Consider the following 22,591-nt stretch of genomic DNA (forward strand, 5'->3'; position numbering starts at 1 on the left):
TTGTGAATAGAACTTTAGGACAGGGTTCAGCTAAAACAAAGGATTTTTCATGGTCAACGCATTAGAGACTCTTAAGCATCTAAGACAATCTCTGAACGATGAAGATGACGACACAAACGTTGTTCATATTATGGAAAATCATCACAAGTACCTTAAAGAGTATATTAATATGCTCAATGACAACGATACCGCTCTTGAAGATAAACAAGCTTTAACATCGCTTTTTCTTTGCATTTTTCAGATGCACGCACACGCGGAAGGAGATTCTTTCTATCCTGCCCTCAGAGAGGCTTCAAGTCATGAAGTGAGACTCTTGGGGATAAAGGGCCAGGATGAACATGAGATTGCTTTTGAAATAGTCGATGAAATTAAAAGTATGGATTACAAACATTATTGGTCAGATGACATTGATGCAAAAATTAGAGTGCTAACAGGGTTAATTAAATCGCATATTAAAGAAGAAGAAAGTATGGTTTACCCAATCGCTAAACGTTCTCTAAGTGAGAAACGATTGGTGAATTTAACTAATGAATATCTCGAGAAATGTTTAATGTACCTGGATATGGAGATGGAAAACGGTCCGTCGGACGTATCAAGAAGTGATGTGATAACGTTCTTTTATTGAGCGTAAATTATCAATAGAACATTGACCCGCAGAGACCCGGTGGCCGCCCCACCGGGTTTTTGTGATTTTAGGGGTCATAAAAATATTACCTGCCCTAAGAAACTAACTGGATTCTGTTGTATAAAGACGAGGATGACGAATATGATTAACGACCTACAATTTGCCTATCTAAAGAAAAAATATCACATTGATACAAGTGCACCGGCATCTGAAAACCGTCTAACTTTAGATAAGATTTTCGTCGATGATTTCCCTTCAAAAATTAAAGATAAATTCGTTGTAGATTTTGGCTGCGGCTTAGGTGGAGACACCGAAGCAATGGCCCAGTGGGGTGCTAAACTTTCCCTAGGTCTTGAAATCAGACCAGAGCTGGTGGCAGACAACTTAGAACGTATTCAACTTCCAAACTGCACTTTTGCGACGACTCTCCCTGAGAATCTTCAATCGCAGGCAGACTTAATTATCTCTATCGATGCTTTCGAGCACTTCGATCAGCCAGCAGAAATGTTAAAAATCATGTACAACTGTCTTCGCCCTGGTGGCGAAGCTTATATTAGTTTCGGACCTACATGGTATCACCCACATGGAGGGCACGCCTTCTCTGTCTTCCCATGGTCGCATTTACTTTTTACTGAAAAAGCTCTGATTCGCTGGAGAAATCAGTTTTATCATGATGGTGCGACGAAGTTTAATGAAGTCGCCGGTGGTCTTAATCAGCTTTCAATTGCTGACTTTGAAAAGATCTTTAATGAAAGTCCATTTGAAATCATCGAGCTCAACTGCAAACCGATCAAAGGCAAAAAGTGGCTACAAAAACTCCTGGGTAGAGAATTCGCTACCAGTATGGTGCTTGTACGCTTAAGAAAGCCACTGGCAATCCACTAAAAATTTATTCTTTTTTACCTTGAGAATTGATGTAGTCTTTCCACTCTTGCTGGATTTTTGCATCACTTTTTTGCAGCTCTTTTTGCAGCTTTGTCTGAAGCTCTACCAGCTCCTTTCTGTCTGCATCACTAAGCTCATTGTCTTTTGTCAGGTCGACAACTTTATTAAGAAATTCATAATAGGCATTGCATTCTTCACCGACAGCATCACACGGAATTGCTCTGGTCGCCTCTACTCCATCGGCCATATAGTTCATGACTTTTACATCTGGTTCATTCATCAGTTTATTGACAACTTCATTGATCTGCACGACTTGCTTAGAGTACTGGCCAATTGTGACAGCTGGTTTCTCTGGTGTTTTAGTACATGAATACAACGAAAGAGTTGCAAGTGATAAAAGTAGAACGCTTTTCATACTATCTCCAAACGGCAAGGATCACGCCCATCATTGACACTCCCACAAGTGGATAAGAGATATTAATGAAAGCAAGCTTAATAGGTTTCATAAAAAAATAATGGTTCGGAAGCATTGTCGTCAAAGAAAATCCCAGCCAACATAAAAAGCCGAGTTTTAAACCCTCTAATGCCGTCGTAGCCCCTGTTGTAATAATAAAATAGCTCAACACCAATGCCATGATGATGTAAGAGATAAACGAGGCAAAATAACCGTGAGTCACAGCATTTTGAGATTCGTGTTCACTCATTTTATCAGGATTTAACCCCATCAGCTTCATCCATGGCCTGCTAAAAAGAAAAGCATACCACAAAAAGCCCAGCACCATATTGAGCACGGCACAAACAAGAATAGCGGAAAAATTGAATTGTAAAAACATAAAATCTCCCGTGAGGGCACAACCCTCAGGGAGATTCTAAATCAGATATGATTAGTTAGAAAGTCTTAAATACTAACTGCGCCTTCGAATGTACAAGCTGGTTTATTGCTTACACCTGCGTTGCCACAAGCTAGGTAGTCAACGATATCAGGGTTCGTTCTTAGCGATGTTCCAATGCGGAAGTCACCAGACGGGTGGATACCTTCATCACCAGTTCCACATAGGTTTGCCCAGCTGCTTACAAGAAGTGCATCTGTTTCAGCAAAAGAGTAGTTTTGTGACCTAGCGTGAATGTTTAGAGCTTTCATCCCCCAAGCATCAGCAATCAACTCACCAGCGTGGCTTGTTACAACTTTCATGTTACACGCAGCTGGGTCTTTTTCATTTTTCTTACAGAATTTTTTATCGTCGTCTGTCTTATTGAATTTATCAACGTAGTTGTCAGCTAAACACCCCATGAATGGTTTGTATAGTTCGTTTCCAAGTTTGCTGTTATCTAAGTGGTGACCCATTTCGTGAGAGATAGCAAGAAGGATACTGTTGAATCTTTCTCTCATATCCGGCTCCTGGCTCATCGTGATTAGGAATCCTGGACAGATTAAAACGTATTTGTCATTTCCTAATGTTGTAGCAAAAGCATTTGCCACCATACCATCAGATCCACATGCGTTGTTTAGAAGTTGCGCTAGAATGTTGTCTTCCATTCCTGTTCTCTCAAGGAAGTCACCAAAGTTACCAACGATAATCTGGTCGATGATTCCTGACATAACAATCTTAGTTGTATTATCAAAACGGCTTTCTGAAATACCGCGCTTCATGTATGACTTAAGAAGATTTACGTTGGCCGGGTCAGTAACAACAGTTTCAATTCCCACAACTCTCTTCTTAGCTGCACGCATGATCTCTTGGTTTCTAATTTTGTATGATTGAATCGCACGCTTAATGAAGTGAAACTTAGAAATATTTTTCTTCATTTCTTCAATTCTTGGCCCTGACGCTTTTGAAGCTTCTGCTGCAATTTCGCTTTTTAGCTTATTGATGTAGATATCTCTTTGGGCCCTTTGAGCTTGAGTTTCTGTACAGATCTTTTTTAGAGGATCAGCACAGACAGTTGATTCTTGAGAAAAGGCAGAAAAGCTAAAAGCAGCTGCCGTAAGCGCGCAAGCGAGAACTAAAGATTTAGACTTCATAACGACTCCGTTTGGGGGTGAGGGGTTCGCGTACAATTTTAGGTATTCTGTCACTTTCAGAAATTTCCTCAAGTTACCGCTGTAAAAAGGTAATGACTTGTCTAAAAAGTAGTCACTTTTTGGAGTAAAACCCATTATAATCACGAAAAAAGGAAGACCATACTATGACCCCAAACGATTACCTAAGAAGCCTGCGCTACCTACTCGACATCAGCGACTATAAAGTCGTGGAGATCATCAAACTCTCTGGCCCAACGGTGTCATTAGATGAAGTGCGCGCTTACTTTAAAGACGAAGAAGATCCGGGCTACATCAAGTGTAGCGATGAGATGATCGCTCACTTTTTAGATGGCATGGTTTATTACAAGCGTGGAAAAGACGAGAGCAAAACTCCTCCACCTTTTGAACTGCCCGTTACGAACAATGTCGTTTTAAAGAAAGTTAAGGTGGCCTTTGCCCTTAAAGAAGAAGATATGCACGATGCTATGTCCCGAGCAGGCTTTAAAGTTGGCCGCTCTGAATTTAGCGCTCTTCTTCGCAAGAAAGGTCATGAAAACTACCGCGAATGCGGTGACCAATTCCTAAGAAACTTTTTAAAAGGTTTGACACTAAAAGAGCGCGGATAGAAAATTTTTCTATGAAAAATTTAATTCTATTCGTTTTTCTTTTATCTCTTATTACCTCTTGCTCGAATAGCTCCGGTAGCGGAAGCAGTAAATCTCTTCCAGGTGGGGCGACGGCAACCTTTGATGCTGAAAATGCCAAAGGTGACCGCTCGATTCCAAGTACTGGCTGCTCAATTTCAACATGGGTGAATACATCAAATAGTTCTTTAAATGGAAACTTAGACTGCTCTCTTGGCGGTGGTTTTGCCGGCAATGGCATTTTCACCAGCCCTTATCGTTTTGAATTTAACGGAACAAGCACAGTTGTTACAACAAATATCAATGCTCAGCCAAACACGATGAGCAGCACTACGTGGATGGCCTGGGTTTACCCAACCAGCACAACTTTTCAGCACGTACTTTCACTAGACAATCACTCAGGAGCTTTTAACCGCGCTCTCGTTCTTCAAAATAGCAACTGGTCTGCCTTCACTGGAACATCGACAACTTTTGAATCACACTCCGTTGATCTAAATCAATGGCAACACGTGGCCATAGTCTACACACCATCTGGCATTACTATTTATAAAAATGGGACAGCTTCAAGTTTCGGCTCTGCACCGACAATCAACAACACTGCTCAAACATTTACCATTGGTCGTTCTGCGGCCGGAGGATGGGATTACTTCCAAGGTGCAATTGCCTGGGTTGCTGTTTATCCTAGAGAACTTGGTAAAAGTGAAGTCCAAAGCGCGTGTCGTGCCCTGGCCAACCGCTTTGATGCCATTGTTTGCGACAGCAATTAATGATCGAAGTATTTACCAAAGAGTCTTTTAAAGAAATGCCGTGGAAAAACGGCGGTGGTTCTACTTTAGAGCTTTATAGAATACCCAATGAAGGCGACTTCAACTTCCGCCTATCTATGGCGACAGTCAGCTCTGATGGCCCCTTCTCTCACTTTTCTGGAATTGAGCGCATTTTACTTTTAGTGGAAGGAGCAGGTTTTCGATTAAATAAAAATCCTCAATCTATAACAATGGACACTTCTTTTTCTCCCATTACGTTCGCCGGAGAAGATGACATTTACTGCCAACTAATTCAAGGCACTTGCCGTGACTTTAACGTTATGACCAGAAGGGATTTTGCCACAAGCACTCTTAGCATCACTGAGGTGGATGGAAAAAATCCATTAAAGCTCAAAGCACTCTGCCCTTTAAAGTTTATTTATGATACTCATGCTCAAACATTAACCAAAATGGATCAGGGTGATGAACGTGAGTTTGGGGGATCAAATCCAACTCGCCTTTTAATCATCGACGTTAACCTTGTATGAGCGCGGGCAAAACATCTTTTTATGAGCATAACTATCAGGAGCTGGAGACGCTTCTGGAAACTCATGCCATCAATCCAAAAAGTGCTTCACTTCTTTTCCGTCACCACTACAAAGAAAAAAAACTCTCGCCTTGTGAGCACCACAATCTTTCAAAAGCTGCTCGCTCATATGTCGCTGAGAATTTTGATTTTAGTCTTCCTGAAATCGACTACGTTCATGAGTCAACAGATCAGACAGTTAAGCTTTTAGTAAAATTAAAAGACGATCAAAAAGTTGAATGTGTGCTTATTCCTTTTCAAAACAAATACACCATCTGCCTTTCAACTCAGGTTGGGTGTGCGATGAAGTGCTCTTTCTGTTTTACCGGAACTCAGGGGTTAAAAAGAAACCTAGAGACTTCTGAAATCATCGGTCAGTTTATTCTTGCCTGGAACTGGCTGGAAAAAAACCGTCCGGATGATCACCAGTTAAAAAATATCGTTTACATGGGACAAGGTGAACCTCTTCACAATTTCTCAGCGGTTAAAAAAGCATCTGAAATTTTTCTCGACCAGCATGGAATGAGTTTAGGAATTCAAAAAATTACTGTTTCAACTGCAGGATATCTTCCTGGGCTAAAACGCTGGAATGAAGAAATGCCGGGAGTGAATCTCGCTCTTTCTCTACATTCAGTCATTGAAGAAAAAAGAAATAAACTCATCCCCATTAATCAGCGCTACTCACTTCAGGAAGTCATGGATTATATCGACACGATTCCTCTGGCGAGAAAACAGTACGTCATTTACGAATACTTATTAATCAAAGATTTTAACGATACAGAAGAAGACGCTCATGCAACAGGAGCATTCTTAAAAGGCAGACAGGCCATCATCAACCTGATTCCTTTTAACCCATTCCCGGGCTCTGATTTTGAACGCTCTACAGATGAGAGTATTCTGCGTTTTCAAAAAATTATTGAGACCTACAATCTTCCGGCCCTGATTCGCACAACAAAAGGCGATGACATCCTGGCCGCTTGTGGACAGCTTAATACTAAAAGCCCAGGAAATAATTCCAAAGCGGTACAGTAATAAGCGAAATAGGAATCCCCACTCCAACCATCAAGTTCGTGAGTTCATTATCTAAGTTAAATTCATTGGCCACAACCGCGGCCGTAATCATAGTCGCCATTGCTGATTCAAGCACCGTGACCTGCGTGATTAGATCACTCCCACCTAAAACCTTAATATAGAAGAAAGCAAAAAAAGCAGGAAGAACTAAAAGCCTGAAGCCTAGGCCAACCATCAATGGGAACCAACGTCTTTTAAAAACGGCCAGGTCAACATGCAGCTGATACCCAACAGAGAAAACCGCCAGCGGAACAAGAGTTGCGGCCACTTTTTCAAAGGCCGGCATAATAGGATCAAGACTGTGAGGATGATTAATTCCAAATAACAGATACCAAAAACCAGAAAGCAAAAGAGCAATGAAAGGCGGGAAAAATAAAATCCTGCGCGCAATAAATTGTGGTGTGATTTTAGCTCCCGAATAAAGAGCGGCTACAAAAATACCAATTGTTGCCAAGGCAAGAAAACTTCCTGGCTGGTCTGCAAGAATCCCAATAGGAAGAGCGTGCGGGCCGATTAAAGCTTCTAATAAAGGAAACCCAACAAAGGATGTATTCCCTAATCCTGCCGTGAGAATTAATGCTCCAGTTGTCGAATCTTTCCATCCAAATTGTTTTCCGGCAAAACCAAAAACTAAATAAGAAAAGGCAAAGGCCATCCAGGCCATTGATACGGGCATCCACCAGTTGCCGCTAAAATCCATAGTCACTAGAAGCTTTGGCAGCTGGGCAAAGACCAGCGCGGGAAGCGATAAATAGACGACAAAAGAGTTTAAAACCTGTGGTGTAGCACTTGGAAAGTGGCGCACCTTTTTACATAGGTTTCCGGCAATAAGACAGGTGAAAATAACAATAAAATTTGTCATAGAGGCATTTTATCAGACTGTATAAAGAATGGACAGCTCTACCCTTTTTACATCCATACCTCCCAAAAAATCTCTCTGGAGGTTAAGATTGGTCCATAGAAACTTGTGGAGCCGTTATGCTAACGAAAATGTTTATTATGACATTCTTCCTCTTCGCCCTAACGATTGCAGGAAACGTGCAAGCGGCCCACGATGTTTTTGTTTGTAAATGTATCGCTAAAGGTCCCGGAGTCGACAACAAGGCCGGAGAAAAGATCTGCTCATACAGCTGTAACTGCAACGGCTACAATAAAAATGAAGTTCCTAAAACAAATATTCTTGTGAGTGCTGAGCAGCTCGCGACATCAGCAAGATCACGAGATACATGGGATATGGGCAGCTCTATCTGTCACGGTCAATACGCCTACAAAGCAAGCTTAAGTGACCCAAACTGGAAAATTAAAGTTAAGTTCTCACCGTTCACGGTCAATTCATATACTGATGATGTGACGTACGATGAAGCTGATCAATCAGTTGAAGTCGCTATCGGTGTTCGTTACTTTTTAAAGCGCACTCCCAAGGCCCCTGAAATTCGCGAAGCCTTGAGATCACAACTTTAAAATAAACTTTTACTCTTCACTAGTTTATTAACTCTTAAACTCACAATCACCAAAAGAAGAATTGAGAGTGCTGCCATCACCGGCACAACAAATCCAAGTCTCAGGATCACTTCTGAGTTAAAGACATTCTTCATAATGACAAACGTCAGTCCCGAACCAAAAAGCACAGAGAGAATAAAACAGAAGCCCGTTAAAAACGAAAATTCTCTTGAGTAAATCTGCTTAATCGTTTCTGTCTTAAGTCCTAACATATAAAAGAGACTCATTTCACGCTTTCTTAGCTCCAGATGATTAAAGCTCACCGCCACCAGGACAACGAAGGCCACAAACAACGACAAGAAAGAAATAAACTTAATGGCGATTGCCATTAAATCAAAGATGGTCGTAATTTTTCTCACTAACTCTGAAACTTCCAACATCGACACGCTTGGGAAAGTCTCTGCCATCTTTGAGAAGACTTTTCTTTTTTCTTCAAAGGACTTCACTTTAATAGAAGCTAGGTACGTCTTTGGTGCCTCTTCCAGCACTCCTGGCTGGAAAAGGATAAAGAAGTTTGGCTCAAAACTCGTCCACTTTACGGTACGAAAACTTGTCACCACTCCTTCAACTTCAATCCCGCTGATATCAAACACCAGCTTATCTCCGATTTTTGCTCCTAATCTTCTGGCATAAGAGCGCTCAAGAGAAATCTCACATGGGCCTTTCTCTACATCGCATTTCTCGCCGTTAAACTTTCCTTCGACCAGTGTTTCTGACCACGACAAATGAGAGCGATAACTTAAATTCACTCCGCGGTTTCTCACGCGCTCTGAGTTTTCCTCCTCTCTCGTCTGAAAACTAGGGTCGCTTGTTCCAGGCTCTTCTCTTTTTTGTGTGGCCACCCCGTTAAGTTTTAGTAAGCGCCCTCTAATCATCGGGGCAAACATAGTGCGGTTCCAGCCTTCTGATTTCGTCAGCCGATCAAACTCTTCAGCCTGAGTGTCTTGAAGATCAAACATAAAAAGATCTGGTCTTCTGTCTCCATAAGTTTGAGTGAATTCCTCTCTTAGAGAGCTTTCTAATTGAAAAATGAAGGTCGTTAACGTCATCCCCACAAGTAAACAAATAAAAATGGTGAACGATGAAGTGAAATAACGGCTCACAGTTCTCGAAGCATGACGATTAACAAACGTCATCTTTCCAGACGACCTGTCTAAAAGAGTTGTGACTCCTTTAAAACAAACTCCGGCCAAAAAGATAATCAGCAGTAATCCACCAAGGAAAAGTAATCCTACCTTAATCGAGTTAGCTAAAACAATCGCCAGGACAATCACGTAAACTAAAAGTGGAAGAAAGTAATAAAACTTGATGCGCTTAAGTTCTGCCGGTAAATCTTGAAAGATCGTAGCGACCGGAGTCTGCAAAGCGCCCCAGAAAAGAGGCCCCAGCGCCAGCATACTTCCCCCTAAAGAAAGAGAAAGAATACGCAACAGAGCAAGACCATTGAGTCTAAAGATAAGCTCCTCTCCAACAAGTTTACTAAAATACCCTTCAGTAAATGGGAGTGCAGAGACCACAATTGTCGTAGAAATGAGGACAGCAATCGATGTAAGTAAGACCAGGTGAACAAAGTTCACTTTAAAAAGAAACGTCGTTCTAATTCCCATCGCTTTATAAATCGAAAACGTTTTAAGTTTCTTTGAAAGAAAATGCTGGGTGAAATAATAAAGACCGACAAGACTTAGTAAATAAGTCATGAGCGTAATCAAACTCAGGTAATCCGTAAGGAGATTGAGTGAGCGAGAAATTTGCTGGCTCGACTCTTCAGGGCCTGCAATCTTCACTGCCTTATCAATAATCAGACCACGCAGTTCTTTTTGTATAACTTTGTTTTTGATTTCAGGCGGAAGCTTAATTGAGTAACTATAAGTTGCGGTTGAACCAAATTTAATCAAGTCAGTTTGCGGTAGAAAGTTATAAGAAAGAAAAATCTTAGGAGCTAGGTTAAACCCTCTAAAAGAAGAGAACTGATCTTGCAGGATAATTCCACCGACAGTAAAGATTGCTTCTCCTACTTTTACCTTATCGCCAACCTTAATTCCCAGCTCCCACGAAAGATCGCGGCTCATCCAAAGGACGGGACTTTCATGAATACTTCCCCAGTCGCCTGGGCCTTTGCGTCCACCATCTTCAAGAACCACACTTCCATAAAAAGGAAATTCAGGTGTAACAAAGTTTAAGTCCGCAAGCTTTGATAAAGGCTCACCTTCTTTACCCGAAGTCACTTTCATCACCAGCGAGTACGTTTCTGTCCATTTGGCATAAGTGAATTTCTTTTCACTTAGGTAGTTTTCAATTTTTTTGATTTCACTTTCATCAAGCGCACGTCTGGTTGAGATGGAAAGATCTGAAGCAATAAAGTTTTTAGCATTTTTAGCGACTTTATCTTCGATACCAACTCTAAAGGACTCCACTAATAAAAGACCAATAATCCCCAAAGAAGCGCAGAGAACATAAAACCAGTTAAATGATTTATCAAACCTGAAGTCTTTCCAGAAAAATTTTATAAATGACATTTTCCACCAATCAGACGCACGATACGGTCTGCCTTACTGGCCAGTTCCTCATCATGAGTGACAAGAATCATTGTGGTCTTTTTTTCACGGACCATATTAAAAAGAATCTCGATGACGTGTTTGCCTGTTTCAGTGTCCAGGTTTCCTGTCGGCTCATCCGCTAGAAGTAAAGGGGGGCCAAAAGAAAGAGCACGGGCAATCGCCACACGCTGCTGTTCTCCACCAGAGAGCATTGAAGGGTAATGATTCGCGCGCTCTCTTAGGCCAACCATATCCAGCCACTTCATCGCTGTTTCTTTATCTTCTTTACCGTTAATCTCAAACGACAACAGAACATTTTCCAAAGCTGTTAAATGAGGAATCAGATGAAACTGTTGGAAAACAATTCCCAACTTCTCTGCTCTAAACTTGCAGAGCTCTTCTTCTGATAATTTTGTCAGGTCAGTTCCGTCAACAGAAATACTTCCATGATCCGGGCGATCAAGACCGGCCAGGAGTGAAAGCATCGTCGTCTTCCCACTTCCCGATTTACCTAGAAGAGCGATAATCTCGCCGCTTTTAATATCCAGGGTAACGTCGTTTAAAACGTGAATCGTGTTTTTTCCCTGTTCAAAATGTTTGTTTAAGTTTTTGACTTCAATTCTCATAAGTTTTTTTCCACAAAATCAGTTACAGTTTTGGCCACCAGGACATGTCCTTTGGCATTAGGGTGAATACCGTCAGGTAAATTAAGATCAGACTTCCCCGCTACGTTATTTAGAACGAAAGGAAGGAAAGCGACTTTTTCAGTGTTAGCAATTTTTTTATACATAGCTTCGAACTCGGCCACATACTGTTTACCGTAGTTAGGAGGCATTAAAAGTCCTAGCAATAAAACTTTCACCTTTTTCTCTTTAGCAAGTTTAATAATCGCTAAAAGATTCTTCTGAGTTTCAGCAAGTTTTAACCCACGTAGACCATCGTTGGCCCCAAGTTCTAAAACCAGGATGTCAGTTTTCTTTTTTAAGTGCCACTTAAGCCTGGTCACTCCGCTTGCAGAAGTTGAACCGCTCACTCCGCCGTTAGTGACAACGACATCGTGCTTTTTCTCTTTCAGGTTTTTTTCCACTAAACGAGGAAAGGACTGCTCTTCATCCAGCCCGTAGCCTTCAGAAAGAGAATCGCCCAAAAAAAGAATGTGTGTAGACGCAAAGACGCCGGTGTTAATAAATAACAATCCCGCCAGGAGAATCAAAAATTTTTTCATGACTAATTTTCCAAAAAAGTTTAAGTCAGTTTTCTGGTAAAGAATTCTATCGCTTCGTGATAATCACCAAAATCTTTGACAATGGTTTGAGCAAAGATTTTTGATGGTTCAACAAACTGGTTGTGCATTGGTTTTACCTGCAAGTCAAATTGCTTTTTGACTCCTTCAGGCGTTCTTCCGCGTTCATGGACATCTCTATCCAGTCTTCTTTTAAAGCGCAGCTCTTCTGGCGTGTCGAAGAAGACGGCTTCATCAAGAGCTGCGCGGACAACACTTGAGTCTAAAATCAGAATGCCATCCACCAGAATAATTTTCTTTGGATGGCAGTCAATTGTTTCAATTTTTCTAGTGTGAGTAGCAAAGTCGTAGAGAGGAACTTTGATGCTTTTGCCTTGCTTTAAATCGCGAAGACCTGCTGCCAAAAGATCAAAATCAAGACTGCTTGGATGATCGAAGTTTACTGATCCACCATCACCGTCGAATTTTGCAGACTGGTCAATGTAATAGTTGTCCTGATAAAGAATCGAACATCTCTCATCGCCAAGAATTTTCTGTAGCTCTCTGGCAAAATAAGTTTTCCCAGATCCGCTTCCACCTGCAACACCGATAATGTATGGAGTAACCATGCAATTTTCCTATTTAGTCTGGAAAAGGCGGTCTCCCGCATCCCCAAGTCCTGGAACAAGGTAACCAACTTCGTTAATCTCTTCTTCTACATTCAATGTGAACACTTCGACGTCTGGGTGGAAAAAGTGAAGTTTTTCCAGACCAATTTTCGAAGCAATTAAACAAAGAACTTTAATCTTGCCGACCTCATATTGTTTTAAGCGGTCAATCGCTGCCACAATCGTGTCTGATGTCGCCACAAGCGGATCGCACAGAAGAATTTCTTTGCCTTTGATATTTTCCGGCATTTTGAAATAATACTCAACCGTATTGTGAATAAATTTATCGCGATAGATCCCGATAAATCCAGCGCTGGCGATCGGTAACATCGACAATACCGCATCCAGCATCCCGTTTCCGGCGCGAAGGATAGAAACAACTACTGGTGGGTTAATCATTCTTTCAATTGTCGTCTTAGCAATCGGAGTTTCGATGGCTACTGGCTCCATCTGGTCCCATTCTCTCATTGCCTCATACGCTAAAATCTTCGAGATTTCTTTGGTGATCTCACGGAAGTCATTCGAGTTCGTGTTTTTATCACGCAAGTGCCCCAGCTTATGTCTTAACAGTGGGTGCTTAATGATCGTAATTTTCTGGCCCATAATATTTCCTTAAATAAATTAAACTTAATTAAAAAACTGTTCCATCACTCTCAATCTTTAATGGAGGAGAACTGTCAGGTCTTTTTGCTTTCGCTGCCTTTCTTCCGGCCCACCATGTTCCACCTTCAAGAACTTTTGCCAGCGGGAATTCACTTGAAGATTTTCCAAGCTTCTTCTGCACTTCAGACCCAATGCGATCAAGCAGGGCCACGGTTAGCCCACGCCATTCAATGATGAGTTCTGAATCCGGTCTATGGCTAGCTTCCATTAATTTTTTATCTCTTAGAGTAATCAGTTCGCGGTCAACTAAGAGTCCACCGTTTCTGTATTCAGCTAAACCAGTCAGCTTATCTACATCCGTCACCGTAAAACCTGCTTCAATAAGCGGCTCAATCAGAGAGTAAGTCATCCATTGAGAAAGTTTATGGAAAACCGCAAGGCCTCCTGGAACTTTTGAATATGACCAGGCATCACCAAGGTTTACACCATCAACTTTTAATCTTCCCGGCCAGATTTCTCCCAACCCATCAAGCACTGCTCTTAGAAGCTGTGGCCCTGTGATATTTTTCCCATAACGAATATCGAGATAATCCACAATGCTTCCCGGTCTTCCCAGAGGGAAAATCTCGCGTTTATCAGCAACTGTTTTACCAAGATTCTTAAGCAGGCCTAAGCGTCCTTCAACTCCAATAAGAGGATTTGATTCCGTTACCTGAAAAGCTGCTTTTAATTTTTCGGCCGTAAGGTTTTGCAGTCCTGTTGCTGTCGCTTTTAAGGAACCATCTTCAGAAAGAGCACCTTCCATGAAAAGGTAGAAGCTTGCGACTCCCAGACCTTCAGAACGATTAAAAATTTTTCCTGTCGATTTTTCATTATAGGCCCAGATATTTCCGGCACCAGCATCGAGAAGTACAGATGTGATCACCAGGTCGAGTTTAATTCTCGCCTGCTCCATTGCATCTCTATTGCTGATTTTCGCATTAAGCGCTTCAGCGCGGTTGATGCCGCCGACTTTAAAATGCCCCCAACGTGAATGAAAAGGAATATTGTGATCAGGGTAATTTTCATTAATCACCTGAACTACGTAATCCACCACTTCGTTTAATTTTTCCGGGTGGTAGTTAAAATGGGTTTTCCCTGCCTGGGTTAATTCAAGTATGCTCTCAGCACTTCTTCTGATCGCACCTGGCGACAAAAGAAAATCCAGGTCTTTTTCAGTATTACTCATCGATCGGTCTCCCTTTAACTTTTTCTAGCGCATCACCTTTTTTAACTTCACCAGGAGTGAAGTAACCGGCAGCTTTTTTCGCTTCGATTTCTACCTGAGCATCCGCAGGGATTAGCTCAGCAGGAATCTGAATTCTGTTCACAACCTCGATACCGCTTTTTACGATAGCGTTGTATTTCATGTTACTCATTGAATGCAGGTTATGGATTTTTGTAATTCCAAAAAATTGAAGAATGTCTGGCATCAACTCCTGAAAGCGTGCATCTTCAACACCGGCCACACACTCTGTACGACGGAAATAAGTCGCCGCAGAGTCCCCTCCTTCCTGACGTTTACGAGCATTGTAAACAAGGAACTTGGTTACTTCACCCAGGGCACGTCCTTCTTTTCTGTAGTAAGCGATGATACCGACGCCGCCTCTTTGAGCTGTGCGAGCAGCGTCTTCGATTCCGTAAATCAGGTATGGTCTACACGTACAGATATCTGAGCCAAATACGTCTGATCCGTTACACTCGTCGTGTACGCGGCAAGTAAGCTCTACTTTTGAATCAGCAAGGTCTGCTGGGTTTCCGAAAATATAAACAGTCGTACTTCCAATTGGTGGAAGCATCACTTTTAAATCAGGACGAGTCACAAGCTCAGGGAACATTCCACCAGTTTCCTGGAAAAGAATTTTTCTTAGCTCACCTTCTTCAACTCCCAGACGCTTTGCAATCCCCGGGAGATACCAAACTGGCTCAAGGGCCACTTTTGTAACTTTGATGTCCATGTTTTCTTTAACGATCTTGCCATCAACTTTTAATCTTCCAGCTCTAATCGCATCGTGGATTTCTGGAAGTTGTAAGTGAGCTTGAGTGACCGAGATCGTTGGACGAATGTCGTAACCTTGATCGTAAAGTTCTTTGAAATTTAACTGAACATCTAATCCCCATGGATCAATCGACACCATTTTGTCCGGGTCAAACCAAGAAGCATACGGTCCAATTTTCACCGGCGACTCTGTATTGTGTAAGTCTGGACGGTGATCAGTTTTATAAGAACCTTGAGCAATTGAAAGCGCACGGTAAACAGAATAACTTCCGCTGTGAGTTCCAATAGCATTTCTTTCTTTAATGTCTGTAAGAGAACCAATCACTGGCCCTCTTTCTTTTGGAGTTTTAGCTCCCCAGTTGATTTTTAAGCTGCTCTTATAAAGCTGCTTTGAGTGAGACGTTAAAACAACATGCGCTGATCTTTTAAACTTCTTTTCGCTCATATTTTCCATAAATACTGCCTCGTTTACGACATCCAGTTGTTGTCGTTTTGTTTTTCCCATTTAATTGTTACTTTCTTAATGTTGCTCCAGAAATCCAGCGAGTGATGTCCTGTGATATCACCATGGCCGAACTTCGAAGCATTGATTCCACCAAAAGAGAATGGTTCGCGCGGAACAGGAACTCCGACGTTCACTCCCACCATTCCCGTGCTGGCCATCTTGATGACTTTTTCTGCCAGTGCTCCACTCTGAGTGAAAACAGAACAAGCGTTGCCGTAGTCTACGCTGTTTTCAATTTTCATGGCGTGAGTAATGTCCTGACATCTGATGATGCTGATAACCGGCCCAAATAGTTCGACCTGGGCTGCTTCGCTTCCTGGTTGAATGTTATCTAAGATTGTTGGCCCAATCCAGTTTCCTTCTTCCATGCCCGCTGGAGCTTTTGCTTTTCTTCCATCAAGAAGAATTTTAGCTCCCGCTTTTTCAGCGCGGTCAATTGCTGATCTTAAAAACTCAACTTGAGCTTTCGTGATGATTGCTCCCATGTCTTTTCCAAGAGTCAGAGAGCTTGCTCTTTCAATAATCTTTTTAATGTGGGCATCAACTTCACCAACGGCCAGTAAAACTGAAGCGGCCATACAGCGTTGTCCCGCACATCCAGTGAATGAATCACTGATACCAATTCCCGCTAAATCAGGGTTAGCATCAGGAAGAAGAACGATATGGTTTTTTGCTCCACCAAGAGCAAGAACACGTTTTCCTAGTGCTGTTCCTCTGTCGTAAACCATCTTGGCAATCTTAGTTGATCCAACGAAGCCTACAGCTTTAACGTGTTTGTGATCAATAATGGCTTCAACCGTTTCACGTCCACCTTGAAGCACCTGGAACAATCCATCCGGAAGACCTGCTTCTTTTAAAGCGGCTGCAATTTTTAGTGATGTTAAAGGAGTTTTTTCAGACGGCTTCCAGATGTAAGCGTTTCCGAGAGTAAGAGCAATAGGAATCGTCCACATTGGCACCATCGCCGGGAAGTTAAAGGGAGTAATGTTGGCCACGACACCAATTGGCTCACGACGGTACTCACAGCTTACACCGCGAGAGACTTCTACACGTCCACCAAGATCCATATTCTGAAGAGCGATAGCGAATTCTAAAACTTCAATCCCTTTTAGAAGACCTGCTTTTCCTTCTTCAAAACATTTCCCAGACTCTGAACTTTTTAAGTGAGAGATTTCTTCCAGGTCACGCATTAAGATGTTTCTAAAATTGAACATCACTTTCGTGCGCTCTTTCATTGGAACATCGGCCCAAAGCGCTTGTGCTTTGTAAGCTGACTCAACAGCTGCATCTACTTCTGATTTTGTGGCGCTCATGAACTCGCCAATTTTTTTTCCATTGTACGGGCTAGTCACTTCAACTTTTTCGCCCTTTCCATTTTGAAATTGCCCATCGATGAAATTTTGGCAATTAATAACTTGTGCTGGTATCTTAACGCTCATACCTGTGTCCTTTATTAGGTTAACTTATTAAACAAAAGCAAATATAAAGAAGAAAATTTTATGCTTAATCGCAATGGATTTACCAATGAAAAATACACTTATTCCTAGGTAAACGAATATCTTCGTGACGTGGTATTTCTTACCCGAGCGCATAATTTCCATCCTCATTGTAGAATGAGCAAATGAGCACAGAAGAAAATCTAATCTCTAAAAGTAGCCTGACTGAAAAAAACCGAGAGTTACAACGCGAACTCGATTCGGCCCGGGCATTAATTAAAAAATATGAAGGGATTATTGCTGATTTACAGGCTGAAAATAGCTCCAACCTTAAGAAGTTCTCCCATGACCTCGCAAGCCCCCTACAGATTCTTTCGATGACGATCGAATCTCTTCAAGACCGCGCCCCAGAATTCAGCACAACGTTAGACCGAATGAAACGCTCAACTGATAACATGATTGAGATAATTAACTCTATCCGCAAATTACAAAAGGCCATGCCGGCCACGCCCTCTAAAGAACTTAAGGTCGTTTAGCTATTCCCGAGTAATTCACTTCGTATAATTATGCTTGTAAATTTTGCGGCATATCTTAGGATGAAGATATATGGATATACGTTTAATCACAGTCAAGGAAGACTTTGAGAAGGCATTTCGTATTCTCGATCAAAGAGAATATCCGCTTTCTTTTTATGAGTACACTCTCAAGCACGACTCGTTCAGAAACCCACAACGCTTAAAACTTATTGGCGCTTTTCAAGATGATGAATGTGTCGGAACAATCAGCTATAAAATCACACCATGCCCTCATCTGGGCCGCATCCTGGAAATCCAGGAAATGCATCAAAAGAACATCAAAGGCTATAAAGTCATGATGGATTTCCTGGATGAAATTGCCCGTGATGAAGAATGCCTTTCCATTAAGATTTGTAAGAATAAGGCCGAACGCCTGGACTTTAGCTTCTTAGATCGATTTGAAACGTTCTTAAAAAAATTGATCGCTTAAATTTCTTCGAAATTGACTTTTACATTGAGATCAGAGGCATTGAACTCTGCCGATTTATTGTAAAAAGACGTAATCGTCTGAGGTTTACCAATCACTTTTTTCGCCTCATCAACCATCTTCATATCAATTTGCACAGGATTGATCTTGTTGCCATTGACTAAAATGTTTTTAAATTTTCTCAGGCTAAAAACAATTCTATTTTTTAAACCTTCAGAGGCGATAACGATGTCTTGGTTATAGTTCCCAGTTATAGTCTTTACGATTTCGACTGTCTTTGAGCCAACAACCTGATTGATTTTAATGTTGAGATTGATTTGCGAGTAAGCGCTGCCAGAGTACATTGAGAGTAAAAAAACGAACAATAATGGTAGAGCTCTTTTCACAATTCCTCCGGGTTTGAAGAGTCCATTCTAAACAAACCCGGGCTCATTGAGAAGCTCCGGTAAATTATACCGGAGCTTTTGGTAGCTTCTTGTTTTTCTTTGGAAAGTAGATCGAAGCGACAATTGATCCAATTAGCAATGTAAAAATAACGCCAATCGATACAATGGTTGGAACGTGGTACCAAGACGAAATGATCATCTTCACCCCTACGAAGGCCAGGATTCCGGCCAATGCATAGTTGATGTATTCGAACATCTCCATGATTCCATTGAGTGCGAAATAAAGCGAACGAAGACCAAGAATCGCAAACACGTTAGAAGTGAAAACGATATATGGATCTGGTGTAATCGCTAAGATCGCCGGAATTGAATCGACTGCAAAGATGATATCAGTTGTTTCAATCATCACTAGAACAAGAAATAATGGAGTAAACATTTTTATCCCATTATGAGTTGTCCTGAAGTGCTCTCCATCGAAATTTGGAGAGATTTTCCAGAATCTTTTTACAAACTTAATCATTGGATTGGCTTCAATCTCAATGTGTTTTTCTTCCTCACGAAGCATTTTAAGACCTGTGAAAACAAGAAACCCACCGAAGACATAAATCATCCAGTTGAATTTTTGGATCAACGCCACTCCGGCGAAGATAAAAATAATTCTAAAGAACAACGCTCCCAGAACCCCCCAAAACAAGACTCTGTGCTGATACTGAGCTGGAACGCGGAAGTATGAGAAGATAAGCGAAATAACAAAAATGTTATCCACACTTAGGGATTTTTCAATAATATACCCGGTTAAGAACTCCAGACCTTTTTGATGCCCCATCTTGTGATAAACCCAAGCATTGAACATCATCGCAAGACAGATCCATACGGCCGTCCATGCCAAGGATTCTTTGATTGAAACCTTATGCGATTTTTTGTGAAACACCCCCAAATCGAGCACTAACATGAAGGTGATAATTCCGGCAAACGCCAACCATTCCCACACCGAGTGAACTGCAAACATTCTCTTTTACTCCTAGAAACGCCTATTTTTAGAAAAGCCTATTTATAATCCTGAAGCCTGAAAGTTTCCTGATTCATACGCACCATCATATAGGTGTGAACGGTCAGTGACAATCGCTACAGCGTAATGTCCTTTAAAATGATTGATCTCTTTTACCACAACCACCTCGCCTCCTTTGGCGAGAACCATTTGACATAAGTCATCGAGAACGTCGTCATCATGGGAGTTTATCTGTTTTGGCTCGATAAAAATCTCGCCAGTTTGTCTGTTGATTGATCCCCATACATAGCGGTTTTCAACAACGAACAGTTTTGTAATCTTACCGTACACCGCACTGATAGCGATATCTTCAAGATAGGTAATCGCACGGTCTCTGTTCATGGCCAGTTCCAACTCGGTTAGAGCTCCGAGTTCTTGCTGCTCATAATAAGGAGTAAGAATGTTATAGACGCGTTCCTGCAATTCGGCCGCTTTCATCTTTTCCACGTTGCCGACAATGGATTCATTCATCAGCATCGATTGGTTGAGAAGTTTTTTCATATGCCCGATGTGATCTTTAACACCAGCAAGGACAATAGGAAGGCGGTAAGCCGCAAAGAGCTTATTAAGTTCCTGGGAAGCATTGAGGAAAAACTCTTTGCCATCTTTTTTATTTTTTCCGTCAATCCCCGGCTCATTTCTATATGAGTCCAGTTTCACTAAGTGACCACTGTTTTCAATCAGCACGTTGATAGCGCGTGAACTCATCGTCACGATAAAAAAACCACGAACATTGTTTTTAATTCTGATGAGCGGTTTAATGTGATAACTGTCGGCAACAACAACGAGATCGTTGATTGATGACTGCACTCGAATGTATCCCAGGTCTCCATCGAAACCTTCTTCCGAATAAAAGACCACTACTCCGCGGTCCATTGCTTCAACTTTATCCAGGTACTTTTCATTCCAAAGTTTTTCCATGAATGCATCGACAAAAGATCGCGTATAGTCTTTTAAGAGATACAATTCGGCCTTTAGAAGAAGATCTTTCCATCTTTCTTTCATCGACTTCTGGTCGAGAATGGCAACATCTTTAGACAAGTAAAGAGATATCATTGGCCCTTTACTACCGACGTTTAACGCATTCAGGTCCCTAATTGTAAGTTCTCTCATAAATCCTCCTTGGACTATAGATAGCGCTATATTAGTCCATGGCGTCGTTTTAATAAAATTGATATTTAAGCTAAAATAGTTCGTTTTTTACGAAGATTGTTTTATACTGACCTAGCTAACTAGGAGATTATTAATGAAATGGCTCAACTATCACCATTTAATCTACTTCCGCGAAATCGCCAACGAAGGAAGTATCTCTAAAGCTTCTGAAAAACTCTTAATCGGTCAACCCGCTCTCAGTGCTCAGCTAAAACAACTCGAAGACCAATTGGAAATCGAACTTTTCGAAAGAAAAAACAGAAAACTCATTCTGACTGATGCTGGAAAAGTTGTTCTGAAATACGCTAATGAAATCGGACAACTGGGACAGGAACTTCTACAAGTTATCGCAGATAAATCGTACTCAAACAAAACACCTTTTAGACTTGGCGCTTTAGATAGTGTGCCTAAGCAGATTGTTTGGGAGATCGCTCAGAAGGCCAGAAGCTACGGCGATTGTTTTGTCAGTATTGTCGAAGGAGATCAGGAGGAGTTGACTCAAGAGCTTCTCTCGCGCAATATCGATTGTTTTATCTCAAACTATTCGGGTGACATTTCAAAAGACAAAAACATGAATAGTAAGTCTTTTGTCAAAGCTCCCGTTTCGATCTATGGATCAAAACAGTATTTAGACTGTAAAAACAATTTTCCCAAATCGCTTAACAATCAGCCGATGATTCTTCCAACTCACCACTCGAAGCTTCGCCACGATTTGGATTATTTCTTTGATTCAAAAAAGATTAAGATTTTAAGCGAACTTGAAACGCAGGATACGGCCTTAATGAAAATCTTTGCTGCTCAGGGAGCAGGTCTTGCGGCCCTGCCGGATATCGCGGCCCTGGACCAGGTGAGAAACGATACACTTTATAAGATCGGAACACTTCCAAACATTAAGGAAGAGTATTGGATTATCAGTTCTAAGAGAACTATTGATAACCCAATCGCTTCCAAATTAATGAAGTCTATTTAGATTCGTCGTTTTCTTTCTCTGGAATAAGCAAAGAGAAAATAATTGAAAGTGTAATTAAACCTAAAACAAATCCCAATGAATAAGACGTTGGGATTTTGTACTTAAATTCAATTAACATTTTCACCCCGATAAAGATCAGGACGACCGAAAGAGCGTATGACAGGAACCTGAAGAGTTTCACAACGCCGGCAAAAGCGAAGTACAGCGATCTCAGTCCTAAAATAGCAAAGATGTTTGATGTGTACGCGATAAAGGCACTCTTTGTTACCGATAAAGTCGCCGGGATTGAATCCACCGCAAAAATAACGTCTGTTGATTCAATGATTAAAAGAACCAGAAACAGCGGAGTCATGTGGCGCACTCCATTTTCCATCACAAAGAATTTCTGGGCGTGAAATTTATCTGTCATCTTGAAATACTTTTTTGAAAACTTATAGATAAATCCTTCTTCCGGATTGATATCATCGTCTCCCCCCGAAAAAAGCATTTTTGCTCCGGTATAGATTAAGAAGGCCCCGAAGATATACAAAATGAAATGGAATTTACTAATTAAGGCGACTCCACCAGCGATAAAGACAATTCTCATAACCAAAGCACCTAAAATCCCCCAGAATAGAACACGGTGTTGGTATTGTTGCTCAACTTTAAAGTAAGTAAAAATCAAAGTCATAACGAAAATGTTATCGACACTTAAGCTCTTTTCTAAAACATAGGCCGTTAAGAACTCGTAAGCTTCTCGCTCTCCGATATAGTGATAAACGCCGTAATTGAAAATCAGTGCCAGTGTAATCCATACGCCAGTCCAGATAAGCGATTCTTTTACAGAAACAACGTGATCTTTTTTATGAAAGACCCCTAAGTCGAGTGCCAACATGGCAAAAACAAAAACGTGAAAACCAATCCACCACGATAACTGCGATTCCAAAAACTACTCCTTAAATCGT

General features: G+C 41.3%; 26 protein-coding genes. 10 read left to right on the forward strand and 16 right to left on the reverse strand.

Features of this window, described 5'->3' with window-relative positions; genetic code table 11:
* The first annotated feature begins 49 nt into the window (after positions 1 to 49).
* Together C0V70_RS16705 and C0V70_RS16710 are read left to right on the forward strand one after the other, a co-directional pair.
* Positions 50 to 625, forward strand: a complete 576-nt coding sequence (locus tag C0V70_RS16705; RefSeq protein ID WP_102245008.1) for a hemerythrin domain-containing protein — start codon at positions 50 to 52, stop codon at positions 623 to 625.
* Between the two features lie 141 nt (positions 626 to 766).
* Positions 767 to 1,510 carry a class I SAM-dependent methyltransferase gene (locus C0V70_RS16710; protein WP_158649730.1) on the forward strand — a complete coding sequence of 248 codons (744 nt, stop codon included), beginning with the start codon at positions 767 to 769 and terminating at the stop codon, positions 1,508 to 1,510.
* Between the two features lie 4 nt (positions 1,511 to 1,514).
* Here C0V70_RS16710 and C0V70_RS16715 read toward each other — a convergent pair whose 3' ends face one another.
* The 3 genes from C0V70_RS16715 to C0V70_RS16725 all read right to left on the reverse strand — a co-directional run bounded on the left by C0V70_RS16715 (position 1,515) and on the right by C0V70_RS16725 (position 3,533).
* Entirely contained in the window at positions 1,515 to 1,925 is a 411-nt protein-coding gene (locus C0V70_RS16715; protein ID WP_102245010.1) for a hypothetical protein, read from the reverse strand.
* A gap of 1 nt (position 1,926) precedes the next feature.
* Complete coding sequence (locus C0V70_RS16720) at positions 1,927 to 2,343, reverse strand: DUF1761 domain-containing protein (protein WP_102245011.1); 417 nt, start codon at positions 2,341 to 2,343, stop codon at positions 1,927 to 1,929.
* Between the two features lie 65 nt (positions 2,344 to 2,408).
* Positions 2,409 to 3,533, reverse strand: coding sequence for a hypothetical protein (locus C0V70_RS16725; RefSeq protein ID WP_133566781.1), 1,125 nt, complete (start codon positions 3,531 to 3,533; stop codon positions 2,409 to 2,411).
* Positions 3,534 to 3,697: 164 nt separating this feature from the next.
* Here C0V70_RS16725 and C0V70_RS16730 point away from each other — a divergent pair, with 164 nt between their 5' ends.
* The 4 genes from C0V70_RS16730 to rlmN are packed head-to-tail and all read left to right on the forward strand — an operon-like array spanning position 3,698 to position 6,541.
* Positions 3,698 to 4,159: a YehS family protein gene (locus C0V70_RS16730; protein ID WP_102245013.1), complete on the forward strand. Its 462-nt coding sequence runs from the start codon at positions 3,698 to 3,700 to the stop codon at positions 4,157 to 4,159.
* A gap of 11 nt (positions 4,160 to 4,170) precedes the next feature.
* Positions 4,171 to 4,944, forward strand: a complete 774-nt coding sequence (locus C0V70_RS16735; protein ID WP_102245014.1) for a LamG domain-containing protein — start codon at positions 4,171 to 4,173, stop codon at positions 4,942 to 4,944.
* Positions 4,944 to 5,471 carry a HutD/Ves family protein gene (locus C0V70_RS16740; RefSeq protein ID WP_102245015.1) on the forward strand — a complete coding sequence of 176 codons (528 nt, stop codon included), beginning with the start codon at positions 4,944 to 4,946 and terminating at the stop codon, positions 5,469 to 5,471. The genes C0V70_RS16735 and C0V70_RS16740 overlap by 1 nt, the downstream gene beginning before the upstream one ends.
* Positions 5,468 to 6,541, forward strand: coding sequence for a dual-specificity RNA methyltransferase RlmN (gene rlmN / locus C0V70_RS16745; protein WP_102245016.1), 1,074 nt, complete (start codon positions 5,468 to 5,470; stop codon positions 6,539 to 6,541). Before C0V70_RS16740 ends, rlmN begins: the two co-directional genes overlap by 4 nt.
* Here rlmN and C0V70_RS16750 read toward each other — a convergent pair.
* A complete protein-coding gene (locus tag C0V70_RS16750; protein ID WP_102245017.1) occupies positions 6,504 to 7,442 on the reverse strand; it encodes an AEC family transporter in 939 nt (312 codons plus the stop codon). The genes rlmN and C0V70_RS16750 overlap by 38 nt on opposite strands.
* A gap of 116 nt (positions 7,443 to 7,558) precedes the next feature.
* On the opposite strand from C0V70_RS16750, the gene C0V70_RS16755 reads away from it, so the two are divergent.
* A complete protein-coding gene (locus C0V70_RS16755; protein ID WP_102245018.1) occupies positions 7,559 to 8,041 on the forward strand; it encodes a hypothetical protein in 483 nt (160 codons plus the stop codon).
* On the opposite strand, the gene C0V70_RS16760 is transcribed toward C0V70_RS16755, so the two are convergent.
* Genes C0V70_RS16760 through mmsA form a run of 8 tightly spaced genes read right to left on the reverse strand, consistent with a single transcriptional unit; the run spans position 8,038 to position 17,092 of the window.
* A complete protein-coding gene (locus C0V70_RS16760) occupies positions 8,038 to 10,596 on the reverse strand; it encodes an ABC transporter permease (protein WP_102245019.1) in 2,559 nt (852 codons plus the stop codon). The two genes, C0V70_RS16755 and C0V70_RS16760, sit on opposite strands and share 4 nt — an antisense overlap.
* Entirely contained in the window at positions 10,584 to 11,243 is a 660-nt protein-coding gene (locus tag C0V70_RS16765; protein WP_102245020.1) for an ABC transporter ATP-binding protein, read from the reverse strand. The genes C0V70_RS16760 and C0V70_RS16765 overlap by 13 nt, the downstream gene beginning before the upstream one ends.
* Positions 11,240 to 11,842, reverse strand: coding sequence for an arylesterase (locus tag C0V70_RS16770; protein WP_102245021.1), 603 nt, complete (start codon positions 11,840 to 11,842; stop codon positions 11,240 to 11,242). The genes C0V70_RS16765 and C0V70_RS16770 overlap by 4 nt, the downstream gene beginning before the upstream one ends.
* 20 nt (positions 11,843 to 11,862) lie before the next feature.
* Complete coding sequence (gene udk, locus C0V70_RS16775; RefSeq protein ID WP_102245022.1) at positions 11,863 to 12,468, reverse strand: uridine kinase; 606 nt, start codon at positions 12,466 to 12,468, stop codon at positions 11,863 to 11,865.
* Positions 12,469 to 12,477: 9 nt separating this feature from the next.
* Entirely contained in the window at positions 12,478 to 13,110 is a 633-nt protein-coding gene (upp, locus tag C0V70_RS16780; RefSeq protein ID WP_102245023.1) for a uracil phosphoribosyltransferase, read from the reverse strand.
* Positions 13,111 to 13,138: 28 nt separating this feature from the next.
* The gene (locus C0V70_RS16785) at positions 13,139 to 14,338 is read right to left on the reverse strand and encodes a URC4/urg3 family protein (protein ID WP_102245024.1); all 1,200 of its coding nucleotides are present in this window, start codon (positions 14,336 to 14,338) and stop codon (positions 13,139 to 13,141) included.
* On the reverse strand, positions 14,331 to 15,593 hold the full coding sequence (locus C0V70_RS16790) for a GTP cyclohydrolase II (protein ID WP_102245520.1): 1,263 nt from the start codon (positions 15,591 to 15,593) through the stop codon (positions 14,331 to 14,333). Before C0V70_RS16790 ends, C0V70_RS16785 begins: the two co-directional genes overlap by 8 nt.
* Before the next feature lie 23 nt (positions 15,594 to 15,616).
* Entirely contained in the window at positions 15,617 to 17,092 is a 1,476-nt protein-coding gene (mmsA, locus tag C0V70_RS16795; protein WP_102245025.1) for a CoA-acylating methylmalonate-semialdehyde dehydrogenase, read from the reverse strand.
* Positions 17,093 to 17,274: 182 nt separating this feature from the next.
* Between mmsA and C0V70_RS16800 the strand changes: the two genes are divergently transcribed.
* On the forward strand, positions 17,275 to 17,625 hold the full coding sequence (locus C0V70_RS16800; protein WP_102245026.1) for a histidine kinase dimerization/phospho-acceptor domain-containing protein: 351 nt from the start codon (positions 17,275 to 17,277) through the stop codon (positions 17,623 to 17,625).
* A gap of 70 nt (positions 17,626 to 17,695) precedes the next feature.
* A complete protein-coding gene (locus tag C0V70_RS16805; RefSeq protein ID WP_102245027.1) occupies positions 17,696 to 18,094 on the forward strand; it encodes a hypothetical protein in 399 nt (132 codons plus the stop codon).
* Here C0V70_RS16805 and C0V70_RS16810 read toward each other — a convergent pair.
* From C0V70_RS16810 to C0V70_RS16820, 3 genes are all read right to left on the reverse strand, one after another.
* The gene (locus C0V70_RS16810) at positions 18,091 to 18,477 is read right to left on the reverse strand and encodes a hypothetical protein (protein WP_133566782.1); all 387 of its coding nucleotides are present in this window, start codon (positions 18,475 to 18,477) and stop codon (positions 18,091 to 18,093) included. The two genes, C0V70_RS16805 and C0V70_RS16810, sit on opposite strands and share 4 nt — an antisense overlap.
* A gap of 64 nt (positions 18,478 to 18,541) precedes the next feature.
* The gene (locus C0V70_RS16815; protein WP_102245029.1) at positions 18,542 to 19,486 is read right to left on the reverse strand and encodes a TerC family protein; all 945 of its coding nucleotides are present in this window, start codon (positions 19,484 to 19,486) and stop codon (positions 18,542 to 18,544) included.
* 42 nt (positions 19,487 to 19,528) lie between these two features.
* Entirely contained in the window at positions 19,529 to 20,638 is a 1,110-nt protein-coding gene (locus C0V70_RS16820) for a baeRF3 domain-containing protein (protein WP_102245030.1), read from the reverse strand.
* A gap of 133 nt (positions 20,639 to 20,771) precedes the next feature.
* Here C0V70_RS16820 and C0V70_RS16825 point away from each other — a divergent pair, with 133 nt between their 5' ends.
* Positions 20,772 to 21,647, forward strand: coding sequence for a LysR family transcriptional regulator (locus tag C0V70_RS16825; RefSeq protein ID WP_102245031.1), 876 nt, complete (start codon positions 20,772 to 20,774; stop codon positions 21,645 to 21,647).
* On the opposite strand, the gene C0V70_RS16830 is transcribed toward C0V70_RS16825, so the two are convergent.
* The gene (locus tag C0V70_RS16830; RefSeq protein ID WP_102245032.1) at positions 21,640 to 22,572 is read right to left on the reverse strand and encodes a TerC family protein; all 933 of its coding nucleotides are present in this window, start codon (positions 22,570 to 22,572) and stop codon (positions 21,640 to 21,642) included. The genes C0V70_RS16825 and C0V70_RS16830 overlap by 8 nt on opposite strands.
* Positions 22,573 to 22,591 lie beyond the last annotated feature (19 nt).

It is taken from the genome of Bacteriovorax stolpii (assembly GCF_002872415.1).
GTDB classification, from domain to species: Bacteria; Bdellovibrionota; Bacteriovoracia; order Bacteriovoracales; family Bacteriovoracaceae; genus Bacteriovorax; species Bacteriovorax stolpii.

Coding starts and splice junctions, on each gene's coding strand:
- C0V70_RS16730 (WP_102245013.1), top strand. CDS start 3,698: ATGACCCCAAACGATTACCTAAGAAGCCTGCGCTACCTACTCGACATC.
- C0V70_RS16805 (WP_102245027.1), top strand. CDS start 17,696: ATGGATATACGTTTAATCACAGTCAAGGAAGACTTTGAGAAGGCATTT.
- C0V70_RS16790 (WP_102245520.1), bottom strand. CDS start 15,593: ATGAGCGAAAAGAAGTTTAAAAGATCAGCGCATGTTGTTTTAACGTCT.
- C0V70_RS16755 (WP_102245018.1), top strand. CDS start 7,559: ATGCTAACGAAAATGTTTATTATGACATTCTTCCTCTTCGCCCTAACG.
- rlmN (WP_102245016.1), top strand. CDS start 5,468: ATGAGCGCGGGCAAAACATCTTTTTATGAGCATAACTATCAGGAGCTG.
- C0V70_RS16815 (WP_102245029.1), bottom strand. CDS start 19,486: ATGTTTGCAGTTCACTCGGTGTGGGAATGGTTGGCGTTTGCCGGAATT.
- mmsA (WP_102245025.1), bottom strand. CDS start 17,092: ATGAGCGTTAAGATACCAGCACAAGTTATTAATTGCCAAAATTTCATC.
- upp (WP_102245023.1), bottom strand. CDS start 13,110: ATGGGCCAGAAAATTACGATCATTAAGCACCCACTGTTAAGACATAAG.
- C0V70_RS16710 (WP_158649730.1), top strand. CDS start 767: ATGATTAACGACCTACAATTTGCCTATCTAAAGAAAAAATATCACATT.
- C0V70_RS16740 (WP_102245015.1), top strand. CDS start 4,944: ATGATCGAAGTATTTACCAAAGAGTCTTTTAAAGAAATGCCGTGGAAA.
- C0V70_RS16705 (WP_102245008.1), top strand. CDS start 50: ATGGTCAACGCATTAGAGACTCTTAAGCATCTAAGACAATCTCTGAAC.
- udk (WP_102245022.1), bottom strand. CDS start 12,468: ATGGTTACTCCATACATTATCGGTGTTGCAGGTGGAAGCGGATCTGGG.
- C0V70_RS16825 (WP_102245031.1), top strand. CDS start 20,772: ATGAAATGGCTCAACTATCACCATTTAATCTACTTCCGCGAAATCGCC.
- C0V70_RS16800 (WP_102245026.1), top strand. CDS start 17,275: ATGAGCACAGAAGAAAATCTAATCTCTAAAAGTAGCCTGACTGAAAAA.
- C0V70_RS16715 (WP_102245010.1), bottom strand. CDS start 1,925: ATGAAAAGCGTTCTACTTTTATCACTTGCAACTCTTTCGTTGTATTCA.
- C0V70_RS16765 (WP_102245020.1), bottom strand. CDS start 11,243: ATGAGAATTGAAGTCAAAAACTTAAACAAACATTTTGAACAGGGAAAA.
- C0V70_RS16725 (WP_133566781.1), bottom strand. CDS start 3,533: ATGAAGTCTAAATCTTTAGTTCTCGCTTGCGCGCTTACGGCAGCTGCT.
- C0V70_RS16720 (WP_102245011.1), bottom strand. CDS start 2,343: ATGTTTTTACAATTCAATTTTTCCGCTATTCTTGTTTGTGCCGTGCTC.
- C0V70_RS16735 (WP_102245014.1), top strand. CDS start 4,171: ATGAAAAATTTAATTCTATTCGTTTTTCTTTTATCTCTTATTACCTCT.
- C0V70_RS16760 (WP_102245019.1), bottom strand. CDS start 10,596: ATGTCATTTATAAAATTTTTCTGGAAAGACTTCAGGTTTGATAAATCA.
- C0V70_RS16750 (WP_102245017.1), bottom strand. CDS start 7,442: ATGACAAATTTTATTGTTATTTTCACCTGTCTTATTGCCGGAAACCTA.
- C0V70_RS16785 (WP_102245024.1), bottom strand. CDS start 14,338: ATGAGTAATACTGAAAAAGACCTGGATTTTCTTTTGTCGCCAGGTGCG.
- C0V70_RS16820 (WP_102245030.1), bottom strand. CDS start 20,638: ATGAGAGAACTTACAATTAGGGACCTGAATGCGTTAAACGTCGGTAGT.
- C0V70_RS16770 (WP_102245021.1), bottom strand. CDS start 11,842: ATGAAAAAATTTTTGATTCTCCTGGCGGGATTGTTATTTATTAACACC.